11 protein-coding genes and 1 tRNA gene are annotated in these 13771 nt (G+C 57.2%); 5 read left to right on the top strand and 7 right to left on the bottom strand.

Annotated elements, in window-relative coordinates; translation table 11 throughout:
* Positions 1-11: 11 nt before the first annotated feature.
* Positions 12-815 (bottom strand): hypothetical protein, encoded by an 804-nt coding sequence (locus ACUN9X_RS14595; protein WP_260034974.1) that lies wholly within the window; start codon positions 813-815, stop codon positions 12-14.
* 219 nt (positions 816-1034) lie between these two features.
* On the opposite strand from ACUN9X_RS14595, the gene ACUN9X_RS14590 reads away from it, so the two are divergent.
* Complete coding sequence (locus tag ACUN9X_RS14590) at positions 1035-2453, top strand: cryptochrome/photolyase family protein (RefSeq protein ID WP_445473566.1); 1419 nt, start codon at positions 1035-1037, stop codon at positions 2451-2453.
* A gap of 9 nt (positions 2454-2462) precedes the next feature.
* On the opposite strand, the gene ACUN9X_RS14585 is transcribed toward ACUN9X_RS14590, so the two are convergent.
* The 6 genes from ACUN9X_RS14585 to hemA form a co-directional block, all read right to left on the bottom strand.
* Positions 2463-4175, bottom strand: coding sequence for a protein kinase domain-containing protein (locus tag ACUN9X_RS14585; RefSeq protein WP_445473565.1), 1713 nt, complete (start codon positions 4173-4175; stop codon positions 2463-2465).
* Positions 4172-5641 carry a NarK family nitrate/nitrite MFS transporter gene (locus ACUN9X_RS14580; protein WP_445473564.1) on the bottom strand — a complete coding sequence of 490 codons (1470 nt, stop codon included), beginning with the start codon at positions 5639-5641 and terminating at the stop codon, positions 4172-4174. Before ACUN9X_RS14580 ends, ACUN9X_RS14585 begins: the two co-directional genes overlap by 4 nt.
* Positions 5642-6004: 363 nt before the next feature.
* Complete coding sequence (locus tag ACUN9X_RS14575) at positions 6005-6763, bottom strand: HesA/MoeB/ThiF family protein (protein ID WP_445473563.1); 759 nt, start codon at positions 6761-6763, stop codon at positions 6005-6007.
* Positions 6753-7625, bottom strand: coding sequence for a peptide chain release factor N(5)-glutamine methyltransferase (gene prmC, locus ACUN9X_RS14570; RefSeq protein WP_260034341.1), 873 nt, complete (start codon positions 7623-7625; stop codon positions 6753-6755). Before prmC ends, ACUN9X_RS14575 begins: the two co-directional genes overlap by 11 nt.
* Positions 7618-8703: a peptide chain release factor 1 gene (gene prfA / locus ACUN9X_RS14565; RefSeq protein WP_445473562.1), complete on the bottom strand. Its 1086-nt coding sequence runs from the start codon at positions 8701-8703 to the stop codon at positions 7618-7620. The genes prmC and prfA overlap by 8 nt, the downstream gene beginning before the upstream one ends.
* Before the next feature lie 51 nt (positions 8704-8754).
* Positions 8755-10098: a glutamyl-tRNA reductase gene (gene hemA / locus ACUN9X_RS14560; protein ID WP_260034339.1), complete on the bottom strand. Its 1344-nt coding sequence runs from the start codon at positions 10096-10098 to the stop codon at positions 8755-8757.
* 332 nt (positions 10099-10430) lie between these two features.
* Here hemA and ACUN9X_RS14555 point away from each other — a divergent pair, with 332 nt between their 5' ends.
* From ACUN9X_RS14555 to ACUN9X_RS14540, 4 genes are all read left to right on the top strand, one after another.
* Complete coding sequence (locus ACUN9X_RS14555) at positions 10431-12179, top strand: tetratricopeptide repeat protein (protein WP_445473561.1); 1749 nt, start codon at positions 10431-10433, stop codon at positions 12177-12179.
* A gap of 2 nt (positions 12180-12181) precedes the next feature.
* Positions 12182-12820, top strand: a complete 639-nt coding sequence (gene lolB, locus ACUN9X_RS14550) for a lipoprotein insertase outer membrane protein LolB (RefSeq protein WP_445473560.1) — start codon at positions 12182-12184, stop codon at positions 12818-12820.
* Complete coding sequence (gene ispE / locus ACUN9X_RS14545) at positions 12817-13671, top strand: 4-(cytidine 5'-diphospho)-2-C-methyl-D-erythritol kinase (protein WP_445473559.1); 855 nt, start codon at positions 12817-12819, stop codon at positions 13669-13671. The genes lolB and ispE overlap by 4 nt, the downstream gene beginning before the upstream one ends.
* Positions 13672-13690: 19 nt before the next feature.
* Positions 13691-13765 (top strand) — tRNA-Gln (locus tag ACUN9X_RS14540).
* Positions 13766-13771: the final 6 nt, after the last annotated feature.

The raw sequence follows: 13771 nt of genomic DNA, 5'->3' as shown, positions 1-13771 counted from the left end.
CGGGTTCTCCCTCAGCCGAATATGCGGTCTAACGCTCTGGTCAGACTCACTCTTTGAGACCCCATCCGGGGTGCCGCCAGCATCTCACAATTTCCAGCCTCTGCCGGCAGTGAGCGCGACACCCGCAATCGGGCCGCGCTGATATCCGTTTCGCACACTACCGTTACCTTGGGCGTCCACAGTGAGCCCGCATCATTACGGTAGAGCGGAAGCATTGGCGTCGGCAGACTGAAACGCTCCAGCATCAACGGCTCTGGACGCCGGTTGCATATCCGCACCGGCGTTATCGCACGCCAGGGTCGCCGCGGCACGGCTTCAAGTACCAGCCGGGCAACGGTAGGCGCGGTGTAGCACAGATCGCCATCCATAGTGGACCGCCCCACCCAGGTCATCGAAGGCTCAACCAGCGGCATTTCCATCAGCTGACTGCGGGTATTGCCCACCAACACACGCAACCAGACGGTCGTCGCTACATAGATGGTGCACTCGCGGCCGGCAGGAATCGTCAGCGGCTGGAAAGGTCGGATCATCGTCGGCCGATCTGCCAGTGCGGGCAAATACAGCACATCGTTGCCGGGGTCTGGGCGGATAAAACGCTGGATAGTGACATCAGAGCCAGGCGCCACAAAACTGATGTTCTGCTTCCAGTCCGTGCGACTGGTGTCGGAAACCAGAGCCTGTCGGCACACTTGCCATTCGTGATCGAGCAGCGTGACCCATAAACGGGTTTCGCTCAACTCATGTTGCTGGGTCTGGCCCGATGCCAGTGGATAGGGCTGATTCCATTGCCCGGGCGTAGCAGACACATCCTCCATTATCGTCAACACTGTCTCACTTTTATTGTTGCTTGCTGAAACCGGTCCGCGGGGCGCGGCGGGAGCACTATTTAGACCTGAAAGCCCCTGCACTCAATAGGCATAAATCCCCACAACCCCAAAAAAATGTTACTCACACTATAATCCAAAGCCGAAACTGCCGCGAATACACAGGTTCTTTCAGGACTGTCGTAACCCCAAGAAAAAAGAGGGACTTTTATGAACCAGCTGGTTTGGTTCCGGAACGACCTGCGTTGTGCAGATAACCCCGCGCTCACCGCTGCCTGCGAGGCCGTAAAACAGGGTGACGGCGAGGTCAGCGCCTGCTTTCTTATAACACCGGGGCAGTGGCAACAGCACGACTGGTCGCCCGCTCGAGTCGCCTTGGTGCTTGATCACCTTGAGGCGTTGGGCCGGAATCTCGCCCGAAGCGGCATCAAGCTGGAGATTCTGACGCATTCAACCTTTGACGACAGCACTGATGCCCTGCTCACGCTCGCGCGCCGCCTCGACATCCACACGCTGCATTTTAACGAAGAGTACGGTGTCAACGAGCGACGCCGTGATCGTGCCGTGCGCAACGCGCTGGCCGCACAGGATGTTCGGGTGTGCAAATACCGGGATCAGACCGTCGCCCCGGTGGGTAGCGTAATGACGCAGCAGGACCAGCCCTACTCGGTGTTCACGCCCTTCTCTCGCCGCTGGTGGGAATGGGTCAACGTGGAACATCCCATGCCGCTGGCAGCGCCGCAATATAAGGGCAAGGCACTGCAACCGCCCGAAATCCCCGCCACACCCGATGCTTTCAGCAATCCGCCACCGGCGCTGGTAAAAACCGGTGAAGCAGCGGCTCACAGCGCCCTGAATGAATTTCTGGATTCCCGTGGCGTTGACTACAAAAAAAACCGCGACTTTCCAGCCTTCAACGGCACCAGTCTGATTTCGCCCTATCTCGCCAGCGGTATTTTATCCGGACGCCAGTGTCTGCAGGCCGGGCTCGAAGCGCTGCGAGCCGAGCCCTCTTCAGAATCCGACGGCATCCGGACATGGATTAACGAGATTTGCTGGCGGGATTTCTATATCCAGATCCTCTACCACTATCCCCGTGTGAGCATGCACCGGGCCTATAAGCCGGAAACCGAGCAATTGAAATGGAATACGCCGGGAACTGATTTTGAAGCCTGGAAAAACGGCAATACCGGTATCCCGATTGTTGATGCGGCCATGCGACAACTCAATCAGACCGGCTGGATGCATAATCGCCTGAGAATGATTACGGCGATGTTCCTGACAAAAAACCTGTTTGTGGACTGGCGGCTGGGTGAGGCCTATTTCATGTCGAAACTGGCCGACGGCTTTCTCGCGTCCAATAATGGCGGCTGGCAATGGAGCGCATCCACCGGCACAGACGCAGCGCCTTACTTTCGGGTATTCAACCCGGTCACACAAAGCGAGCGGTTTGATCCCAAGGGCACGTTTCTTCGCCAGTATCTGCCGGAGCTGAGGGATCTGGATAACAAGCGCATTCACAACCCGGCCGCAGGCGGTACTGTTCCCAAGGGGTACACGCGTCCTATTGCCGACCTGAAAGAAAGCCGCAAAGCTGCGATTGCTCACTTCCAGGCCTTGAAGGACTGATGCAAATGATCATCCGCCCAGAAACAGTATCCAGGCCAGCAAGAAACTGTTGAGCAACAGCGACAGCAACGCAATGAATGGCCAGTTTTCAGTTGGCACCCGGTCGACCAGTGGCTTTTGGCCTGAAGGCAACAGTCCGGGATTGGGATGTTCCAGATCATGCAGAAACTCGGACAGCGCCGGATAGCGGTCCTGCTCCTTCAACGACACCGCCTTCTGGAGACAGGCATCCACCCAGGCCGGCAGATCCGGTGCAGACTCCCGGGCACTGCGATAACGTAACCGGTTCCGCACCGAACGCGTTGGCGGTTTACTGTAAGGCAGCTCGCCGGTCAGCATTTCATAGGCGATCACGCCCAGCGCATAACGATCTGCCGAAGGGCTCGAGCGCTCCCCGTCCAGGCATTCTGGCGCGGCGTAGCTGGCAGTGCCCATGTAGCCATTGCGATCCCAGGGCACATCAATCTGTTCGATGCCGCGAATACGCACCGCCCCCAGATCGATAATTTTCACGGTGCCGTCCTGATCGATCACGATGTTCTCGGGCTTGAGATCCTGATGAACCATTTCCAGCCGATGCAAGGCCCGCAGCCCTGAAGCGATCTGCCTTACGATGTCGCGCACCTTTGCCGGTTCGGGCTGTGGGTGATCGTTCATCCATTCCCGCAGCGTCGGGCCGTTCACGTATTCGGTGACACAGTAAAGGCACTGGCGGTTCTCCGGTGGATCAAGAAACTTCACCACATGCGGATTGTTTATCCGCCTGGCAACCCAGGCTTCGGTGAGAAACTGGTCGATATACGCCGGATCATCCCGATAGTTCGGTGACGGAGTTTTGAGAATCACCGGGTCATTCCCCGAATCATGGATCGCCATGTAGACCTGAGTGCGGGTACTGGAGTGGATTTCCCGCACAATACGGAACCCGTCAAGCTTTTGTCCGGCTTCCAGCGGCGGCGGAAATGGCAGTGCAGTCAGCCGCTCGTAATGCGCTTCAAGATCTTCTGCCGGCAAATGATCAATCGCGATCACCTGCGCACTCAGGTTATCCGGGCTTCCGTTTTCGTGTGCCAGAGTAACCAGCAACTCGGCCGCGGCTTCCGGGTCGTCTGCTCTGGCAGCATCAATGATCTCCCGGCTGTCGAGATAACCGTGGACGCCGTCTGTCGTCAGTATCAGCCGGTCACCTGCTTCAAGGCCGCTGCGGCAAACATCGATTTCAACATTGATCTCCACACCCATGGCCCGGGCCAGCGCCTGTTTACCCGCCCCCACCAGCACGTGATGATCCCGGGTCAGGCACTCGAGCTGCTCTGCGCGAAGCAAATACACGCGACTGTCGCCGACATGAAAAACGTAGGCACGGTTGTTCTTGATGACCAGCCCACTAAATGTGCAGACCATCCCCTGCGCACCACCATGCTGGTTGTGCCCGCGCCCATGCAGCCAGCGATTCAAAGCACCCAGCACCCGACTGGCGGAGGTTTCGACGCTCCAGGAGTCGGGCGTGCTGTAATAGTCGTGCAGGAAACCCTTCACGCATGCTTCGGCTGCTTCACGGCCGGCCTGGGAGGCGCTCACACCGTCGGCAATAACCGCACTGACACCCTTGAGCGTCAGCGCCTCCCCCTCGGGGTAGCGCACCCCGATACTGTCCTGATTTTCCGGCTTTCGCCCAGCACTGCTGTACTGACCGACGCGCAACAGCAAGCGTCCGCTCATGACACTTCGATCATCCTGACCGATCCGTCGGGCATGACTTCACTGGTTTGGGGCTCCGGCTCATCCATAAAAATCGACACCAGAATCAGAATTAAAATGGCCACACCGCTCAGTACCACAAAGAACATGGCGGGCGTCACCATCGCCAGCACGACAAGAAACACAACGCCCCCCACATTGCCATAAGCACCGGTCATACCCGCCACCTGCCCCGTAAGGCGACGCTTGACCAGAGGCACTGACGCGTAAACGGCACCGCATCCCCCCTGAACAAAAATTGAGCAAAACATGACCAGCGCAACCGCCAGCGGCAACGGCCAGGTGCTGTCGATCTGCCCCATCAAGAGATAACCGATAGCGATACCTGCCAGCATGATCAGCGTTGTCAGCTTCCGGCCAATCCTGTCCGCCACATAACCACCGCCCGGACGGCCAAACAGATTCATCAGCGCGAAGCTGCCGCCGAGCATACCCGCAAGCAATGGCGAGATATCAAAAGTATCGAGGAAGTACAAAGGCAACATGGACACCACCGCCAGCTCAGACCCGAAACTCGCCATATAGACCAGATTCAGCAGCGCGACCTGTTTGAACGGGTAGCGATCAAACTTTGGTACAGGTGCGCGGAACACATGGCCGTTGATTTGCCAGATCCGAAACAGTTGCACCCCTAACATCACGGCAACTACCGCATAAAGCAGCAGCGACGTGGTGTCACCGAGCATGCCCAGCTTTGCCGGGCCTAGCTGCCAGATAATCAAAAACAACGCGAAGAACAACGGCAGATTCATGACCGCATACAGAACGAAATCTCCTTTGCTGGTGACCTCCATGGCGCCACCGCGCTTGGGTTTGAAGTATGTCGAGCCTTTAGGTGTGTCCCGTACCTGGATATAAAACACAATCGCGTAGAGCATGGCCAACACGCCAGTGGTAGCCACCGCGTATCGCCAGCCATCCTCGCCACCGAAAGCCAGCGCCAGAGCGGGCAGAGAGAGCCCGGCAAACGCCGCTCCGAAGTTGCCCCATCCGCCGTAAATGCCCTCCGCAAGCCCCAGCTCCTTTGCCGGGAACCACTCGCTGATCAGGCGGATCCCCACCACAAAGCCGGCGCCTACGAAGCCCAACAGAAAACGGCTGATAGCCAGTTGGTTATAGGTGGTCGAGAACGCAAAGCAGAGACAGAAAATACCGGAGAGCACCAGCACCAGCGAATAGACCTTCCTCGGGCCAAAGGCGTCCACCAGCATGCCAATCAGAATACGGGCGGGAATGGTCAGCGCCACGTTGAGCAATAGCAGCGTGTTCACCTCCGCGGTGCTCAGCCCAAACTGCTCCCGAATCGCGACCATCAGCGGCGCATGGTTAAACCACACCAGAAAGCTGATAAAGAACGCCATCCAGCTGAGGTGAAGTATTTTGGTTTTGCCCTGAAACGATAGAAAGCGGAAGGATTGATCCGTCATACACCTGCCCTTTGCGATGAATACATTTTATCCGCAAAGGGTGCTGGCGCGGCTCCGGGAAGAGCGAGTGGCGTGGTACGACGTCAGTGTGCTGGTCAGCTTCGTTCTTCCCATAGCAGCGACGCCATTGCCAGCAGCCTTCCCGGATACGAAAGATATGCCCTATTACAAAGCAAACGACATACCAGATGGGCTGATTTGCGCAGTTGTTGGGACTCAGGAACGGAGCGGACACTCCATGCGCTATCTATCGCACCGTTTTGGCGCTAGCGGTACACAGGACAGGACGGGTTAGCCCCAGTACAGGGCAAAAATGATATCGCTGCGCCTCACGGCAGATCAGTTGCGAGCACAAACGTGCTATCAGATAGCGCGCGGACCACTACACACAGGACAGTGCGGATCACGCGAGAGATTCATGGTGCGCCACTCCATATTCCAGACATCCAGCAACAGCAACTTTCCACTCAATGGTTGCCCGATGCCCGCAAGCACTTTGATAGTTTCCATCGCCTGACAGGCACCGATCAGTCCGACGACCGGGCCGATAACACCGGCTTCAGAACAGCCCAATGCCTCTTCCCCGTCGTCCGGGTAGAGGCATTGATAGCAGGGATTGCCCGGCATCCGGGAATCATAGACTGCCACCTGCCCCTCACCGCGAATGGCAGCACCCGATACCAGCGCGACACCAGCGCTGACACAAGCCCGGTTAATCGCAAAGCGGGTTTCAAAGTTGTCGGTACAGTCCACAACCAGGTCAACGTGACTGACCTGCCCAGCCAGCGCTTCACCGTCCAGCCGGTCGGTTATCGCCTTTACCTCTATCCCGGAATTGATCTCACCGAGCCGGCGCACAAGCACTGTCGCCTTGGACTGGCCGATATCCGATTCACCGAATGCGATCTGGCGCTGGAGGTTTGGCAACTCAACGGCGTCATCATCGGCTATGATCAGCTCTCCAACGCCCGCCCCGGCAAGATAAAGCGCAACCGGGCAACCCAACCCGCCAGCACCGACAATCAGCACCCGGCTCTGCTTCAGTTTCAGCTGCCCGGCAACGTCCAGTTGGGGCAACAGCAACTGGCGGCTATAGCGCATCAGTTCATTATCAGTCAGCACTGGTTTGCACCTCCCGCTTTTTAGCTGACCATTGCCCCGTTGTCAGACGATCGTTATCGCCGTAATCGCGATGGGACGCCACAGCAACAAACCCCTGCTGCATAAAAAGAGCGCGAACGGATTCAGCCTGGTCATATCCGTGCTCGACAACCAGCCAGCCATCCTCATTCAGCCACTCTGGCGCTTGCGCAATGATTTCCCGCAGATCATCGAGGCCATCTGCCCCGGCGACCAAAGCCGAATGCGGCTCAAAACGCACGTCACCTTCTTCAAGGTGATGATCACCAGCGACAATATAAGGTGGATTGCTGACGATCAGGTCATAGCCTCCAGGCGCCAGATCCCGAAACCAGTCACTTTGCTGAACATCCACTGCCAGCCCCAGCATTTCAACATTCTTGCGGGCCAGCTCAACCGCTTCGGCGATGGCATCGGTCGCCCGGACCGTCCAGTCCTGTCGCTCGCTGGCCAACGCCAGCGCAATGGCTCCAGTTCCGGTACCCAGATCAAGCACGCGGGCCCCATCAGGAACCGGTAAAGACAATGCCGTTTCAACCAGGCACTCGGTATCTGGCCGAGGGATCAGGGTGTGTTCGTTAACTTTAAGGTCCAGGGACCAAAATCCACGCTCACCTACCAGGTGGGCAACAGGACGTCCTTGAAGGCGCGCGCTGATCAACTGTTCAAACCGCTCATACTGCTCATCGGCAATACGATGTTCGGGCCACGTTCGGAACCAGGTTCGCCCCTTATTCACCACATGTTCCAACAGGACTTCAGCATCCAGTCGTGCCGAATCCCCGCCGATCCTTAGGGCTGCATCATTCAGCAACGCTTCAACGGTCTGGTCGGTTTCACTCATCCGACATGCCAGCCAGCAGTTCGGCCTGGCGTTCCTGTTGTAAGGGTTCGATCACGGAGGACAGGTCACCGCCAATAATCTCGTCCAGCTTGTAGAGCGTCAGGTTGATACGGTGATCCGTGACACGGCCCTGCGGAAAATTATAGGTGCGAATGCGCTCTGACCGGTCACCGGAACCGACCAGACTTTTACGCTGCGCCGCTTCGGACTGTTGCTGCTTCTCGGTTTCAGCATCCTGGAGCCGCGCCAGTAACAGGTTCATGGCTTTAGCGCGGTTTTTGTGCTGTGAACGTTCGTCCTGACATTCCACCACTATGCCGCTGGGCAGATGCGTCAGACGGATTGCTGAATCCGTCTTATTGACGTGCTGGCCACCAGCACCTGAGGCGCGGAAGGTATCAACCCGCAAATCCGCCTTGTTGATTTCAACCGCTTCCGATTCATCTGCTTCCGGCATAACGGCAACAGTGCACGCCGACGTATGAATCCGCCCCTGAGACTCGGTTTCCGGCACCCGTTGGACGCGGTGAGCGCCAGATTCAAACTTGAGCGCGCCATAAACCTGAGTTCCGGTGACCAGCGCGATGATTTCCTTGTATCCGCCGTGTTCGCCCTGATTTTCACTCAGGACTTCTATTCGCCAGCCACGCGTCTCGGCATAGCGACTGTACATGCGAAACAGATCCCCTGCGAAAAGTGCGGCTTCATCACCGCCCGTGCCTGCCCGGACTTCCAGAAAAGCGTTCTTGCCGTCATTGGGATCCTTCGGCATCATCAATCGTTGCAGTTCATCATCCAGCCCCTGCTGACGCTCGGTAGCGGCGTCTCGCTCGTCCTGCGCCATCGCCCGCATATCGGGGTCGCCATCTCGCGCAAGCTCTTCAGCTTCGGTGACATCGTCACAGGCTTTCAGGTAGTCGCGATAACACAGCACTACCGGTTCGATCTCTGCAAATTCACGTGACAACCCACGAAATTTTTCCTGATCGCCGATCACGCCCTGATCGCTCAGAAGCGCGCTGACTTCTTCGAACCGGTCATTCAGCCGATCAAGTTTGTTCTGAATCGATGGTTTCATGGGGTTTCCGAATCGTGATGTACGGTATAAAAAATGGTGTGAGGCAAACAATCAGGCCTTGTTATCGTGGGAATCCCAGTCCGTCAGGCTTTCTGTCAGCGCTGCAGTATCATCGACTGGTTTGAGCGCGCCAGCGGCATCGGCAGAGCTGATCTGATGGAGCTCTCGCAACCATTCGGTCACCTCGGCACGGCCTTCCGCCGTTGCCTTGCGGACCTGCACTGAGGGCTCGTGCAGCAGCTTGTTGGTCAGACCACGCCCCAGGCTACGCAGCAATGTTTCAGGATCACCGCCATTACGAAGCGCCTTCAGAGCCCGTTCGACCTCCTGATCCCGCAACGCTTCGGCCCGGTTCCGGAACTGCTTCAGCGTGGACACGGCATCCAGCGCACGCAGCTGGGACATAAAGTCCGATGCGCCGGATTCAATCAGGCGCTCAGCTTCCAGCGCCGCACCCTCTCTCGATCTGATGTTCTCTTCAACCACCTGGCGCAAATCGTCGACAGTATAGAGGTATACGTCATTGAGACGTGCGACTTCGGGTTCGATATCTCGTGGCACAGCAATATCCACCATAAAATACGGGCGATGTTTGCGGGACTTGATCGCTCGCTCCACAGCGCCCTTGCCCAATACCGGCAGCTGACTGGCAGTGGATGAAATCACAATATCAACCTGGGAGAGATAATCAGGCATATCAGCAAGCACAATGCCTCTGCCGCCATACTGGCGCGCGAGCTCTTCCGCCCGCTCCAGCGTGCGGTTCGCCACGATGATATCCGGCACGCCGGCATCTCGCAGGTGCCGGGCGACCAGATCAATGGTCTGGCCGGCGCCAATCAACAATGCCTTGTTCTTGCGAAGATCGGAAAAAATGTGTCGGGCCATGCTGACAGCCGCATAGGCTACCGAGACCGGGTTCTCGCCTATAGCCGTCTCCGTCCGCACCCGCTTTGCAACAGAAAAGCTCTGCTCGAAGAGCCTCGACAGAAGCGGGCCGCTCGCATTGGATGAGCGCGCCAGCGCATAGGTATCCTTGAGCTGGCCAAAGATCTGGGGCTCTCCCAACACCATGGAATCGAGACCGGAGGCAACCCGCATCATGTGACGCACGGCCTCTTCATTGCGGTGTATATAGAAACTGTTGCGGAACTCGCTGACATCAAACTCATGAAAGCCGGCCACCCAATGAAGCACGGCTGCTGCAGAGTCTTCGTCGGCCACCAGATAGAGCTCGGTCCTGTTGCAGGTCGACAGGATCGCCACTTCTTCCACACCAACGGCCACTTTCAGCGCGGCAAACGCATCGCCCATATGCTCAGGCGTAAAGGCGACCCGTTCACGCAACTCAAGCGGTGCGGTTTTGTGGTTAATGCCTAGCGTCAGTAGTGCCATGAAAATGCCATGAAATCGGAAATCAGCCTTTTACCCAGAGCGAACCGGAGTGCACGCCATAATCCGCCATTTTAGCGACGGGAGCCACTCGGTGCCACCCGTGGAGAGTTCGTACTCGCTTCAATACCGGTTAATTTCACTAAATACAGCCCAGGATGTAAAAACCAATGGATACCTGCACCCGTTTCGGGTTATCTGAATGGGCGGTCTGGTGCTACCTCTGCGCAGCACTCAGGCGTTACCCCAAAAGATGAGGGAACGGTCATTGGGCAAGGCAATTTCCTTGTGCCATTATAGGCTCGCGCAACAAGTCAATCGCCACTGGACGTATCATGTACAGACCTGTTTTATCTGTCATTACCGGCCTTCTGGGCCTCAGCCTGGTGGGCTGTGCCCATCTTTCCGATAGCCAATCAGCCGCTGACGCGAGCGATGCCGCGCCGGAAGCCGCAGCATCAGAGCCGAAGCAAGCGCCACTGGATTATGCGAGCTTTGACCAGGACACCCTCTACAGTCTGCTGAGCGCCGAAGTGGCTGCCCAGCGCGGGCGCTACGACGTTACGCTGGTGAACTATATCGAAGCCGCAAAGTCATCCCGCGATGTGGGCGTTATCCAGCGTGCCATGCGCATCGCCCAGTCACTGAATGGCGACAATGCCCAGCTCCAGCTCGCCAACCTCTGGTTGGAAGTCCAGCCAGATAACCTGGAAGCCCACCGGGTCGCCGCCATCCAGTACGTGCGCCAGAAAGATTTCGATCTCGCGCTTTATCATATGGAGAAAATCCTGGCCCAGGGCCAGGATGCCGACTTCGATGACCTGGCCGCACTGGCCAGCACCCTGCCAGATGAAGACAAACAGCACCTGCTGGACCTTTACCGTGATCTGGAAGAACGGCACCCGGATAATTCTGAAATAAAATACGGTATTGCCCTTTTGCTGCGGGCCAACGGTGATACCGCGGGCGCCATGAAGCAACTTGACCCACTACTGGACGATTCGGAATCGTCACCCTTCCAGCCGGCACTTGTCCTCAAAGGTGAGTTGCTTTATCAAGCCGGCAAGAAGGACGAGGCCATTGAATTTCTTCGCTATCAGTCCCGCCGCTTCCCGGAGAATCGCAAACTGGGCACGCTTTATGGCCGGATGCTGATCGAAGACAAACAAATGCAGACCGCTGAGGACCAGTTCGAGGCGCTGCACGAACGATTCCCTGATGTGCCGGGGCTGCAATTATCTTACGCATTGATTGCACTCGAAAATGGCCAGCATGATGTTGCAAGGGAAAACCTGATCGCGCTCATCGAAAACGACCAGCATGCCGATGAAGCACACTATTACCTCGGTCGCCTGGAAGACGATGCCGGCAACACCCAAACCGCCATCGACGAGTATGGCCAGGTCAGCGAGGGCAATCACTATCTGCCAGCAATCGCCCGTGCGACTTACCTCCGCGGCCAGCAAGGCGAACTTGACAGCGCCCTTGCTGATCTTCGAATGCTGCGCCAGCAAGCTCCAGACATCTCGGAAAGCCTGTGGCTGATTGAAGTCAACACATTGCTTGACCTTGACCAGAACGACGATGCGCTCGGTGCCGCCACTGAAGCCCTGGTGGATTTCCCTGAAAACACCCGCATTCGCTACGCCCGCGCCATGCTGTTCGATCAGATGGACCGTGACGCCGAGGCTGAAGCTGATCTTCGCTATATCGTTGAGGCGCAGCCCGAAAACGCCGTCGCCCTCAATGCGCTTGGCTACATACTGACGTCCGACGACAGCCGTCTCGACGAAGCCATGACGCTGCTGGAAAAGGCTCACCAACTGGAGCCCGAGAACCCGGCCATCCTCGACAGCATTGGCTGGGCACACTTCAAGCTCGGCAATATGGAAAAGGCGCTGAAGTATCTACGTCAGGCCTACGCAGCCTTCCCCGATCCGGAAGTCGCTGCCCACTTCGGGGAAGCCCTCTACGTCAATGGCGAGCAGGATCAGGCAGAGGTCATATGGAATCGCGGCCAGGAAGACAACCCTGACGACACGCTGATCGAAGAAACCCGGCAAAGGCTTGGCGCAGGATCTTGACCGTGCAACCTATCCGACTCTTATCAGCGTTAACCCTGTCGCTGCTGCTTGCAGCCTGCGCCAGCGTGCCCGACACACCACTACCCGACAGCCTCACGAACCAGCCGCCGGCCGACTGGACCAAACGTCAGGCGATGCTGGAAGACCTCAATCACTGGGTGCTGCAAGGCAAGCTTGCCGTCCGTCAGCCTGACGACAGCGGCTCAGCGGTCATTAACCGCTGGCAACAGGATAACGACCAGTACAGCCTGATGCTCTCCTCTGCGTTTCTTGGCATGGGGCGCACAGAACTGGAGGGCATGCCGGGGTTTATCACCCTGACACTGTCAGACGGCAAGGTATATCGCTCAAACGATCCGCAAGAGCTCATCAAGGCGGCGACCGGCTGGCAATTTCCCATCCACAGCCTGAGCTGGTGGATCAAAGGTGTGCCGGCGCCTGACGGCGACTATGAATTGCTGTTTGATCAGCAAGGCGTGCTAGCAGCTATAAGGCAGCAGGGATGGGACATACGTATCGACCGGCGCAACGCCTTTATCGACGGTTACCCGCCCCTGCCATCGCGTATCACGGCATTCAAGGAGGACCGGCGCATTCGCCTGGTTGTAACTGACTGGCAGACCACTCAGACAGCGCCATGACGTTCACCCTCCCCGCTCCCGCCAAACTGAATCTGTTTCTGCACATCAATAGCCGTCGTGAAGACGGCTTCCATGAATTACAGACCCTGTTCCAGTTTCTGGAGTACGGCGACGACATTGAGTTTACCCCCATCAGCGGCAGCGATATCGTTCTGGAACCGGCTCTGGCTGACGTTCGTTCAGAGGACAACCTGATCATGCGTGCAGCCCGATTACTCCAGCGCGAAGCCAACAGCCCCCTTCCCGGCGTCAGGATGACGCTGACCAAACGTCTGCCAATGGGGGGTGGCGTCGGAGGCGGCTCTTCCGATGCCGCAACAACACTGCTGGGCCTGAATTATTTCTGGGGGTTGAACCTTTCGATCGACAAACTGGCCACCCTGGGGCTGACCCTTGGTGCCGATGTACCGGTTTTTGTGCGTGGCTTTGCTGCTTTTGCCGAAGGCGTCGGGGAAAAACTGACGCGCGCAAACCCGCCTGAGGACTGGTTTGTGGTGCTAAAACCAGATTGCAACATCAATACCGGACTGATTTTTTCCCAGGAAGGGTTGACAAGAAATACCCCTAGAATCACAATAGCGCCCGCTTTTGAGGGAGACGCCTCGAGGTACCGAAACGACTGTGAAGATATGGTCTGTGGACTGTATCCTGAGGTCGGTAAAAGCCTGGAATGGCTGAAACAATTCGGACCTGCAAGATTAACCGGAACCGGGGCTTGCATTTTTGGACGTTTCCCAACAGAATCCGACGCCCAAGCAGTTTGGGCAAGGAAACCCTCCGGCATTAACGGGTTCGTCACAAGAGGGGTGAATCATTCACCGCTTCACACAAAGCTGACGGAGCTAGACTGATGCCGAAAAAGCACGATACTGGGGTGTCGCCAAGTGGTAAGGCAACGGGTTTTGATCCCGTCATTCGCAGGTTCGAGTCCTGCCACCCCAGCCACCTTTC

The organism is Marinobacter sp. V032, from assembly GCF_052645435.1.
The sequence above is the reverse complement of the archived record's forward strand: the minus strand, read 5'-3'. Positions and strand labels throughout refer to the sequence as shown.

Coding starts and splice junctions, on each gene's coding strand:
- ACUN9X_RS14595 (WP_260034974.1), bottom strand. CDS start 815: ATGGAGGATGTGTCTGCTACGCCCGGGCAATGGAATCAGCCCTATCCA.
- ACUN9X_RS14590 (WP_445473566.1), top strand. CDS start 1,035: ATGAACCAGCTGGTTTGGTTCCGGAACGACCTGCGTTGTGCAGATAAC.
- ACUN9X_RS14585 (WP_445473565.1), bottom strand. CDS start 4,175: ATGAGCGGACGCTTGCTGTTGCGCGTCGGTCAGTACAGCAGTGCTGGG.
- ACUN9X_RS14580 (WP_445473564.1), bottom strand. CDS start 5,641: ATGACGGATCAATCCTTCCGCTTTCTATCGTTTCAGGGCAAAACCAAA.
- prmC (WP_260034341.1), bottom strand. CDS start 7,625: ATGAGTGAAACCGACCAGACCGTTGAAGCGTTGCTGAATGATGCAGCC.
- prfA (WP_445473562.1), bottom strand. CDS start 8,703: ATGAAACCATCGATTCAGAACAAACTTGATCGGCTGAATGACCGGTTC.
- hemA (WP_260034339.1), bottom strand. CDS start 10,098: ATGGCACTACTGACGCTAGGCATTAACCACAAAACCGCACCGCTTGAG.
- ACUN9X_RS14555 (WP_445473561.1), top strand. CDS start 10,431: ATGTACAGACCTGTTTTATCTGTCATTACCGGCCTTCTGGGCCTCAGC.
- ispE (WP_445473559.1), top strand. CDS start 12,817: ATGACGTTCACCCTCCCCGCTCCCGCCAAACTGAATCTGTTTCTGCAC.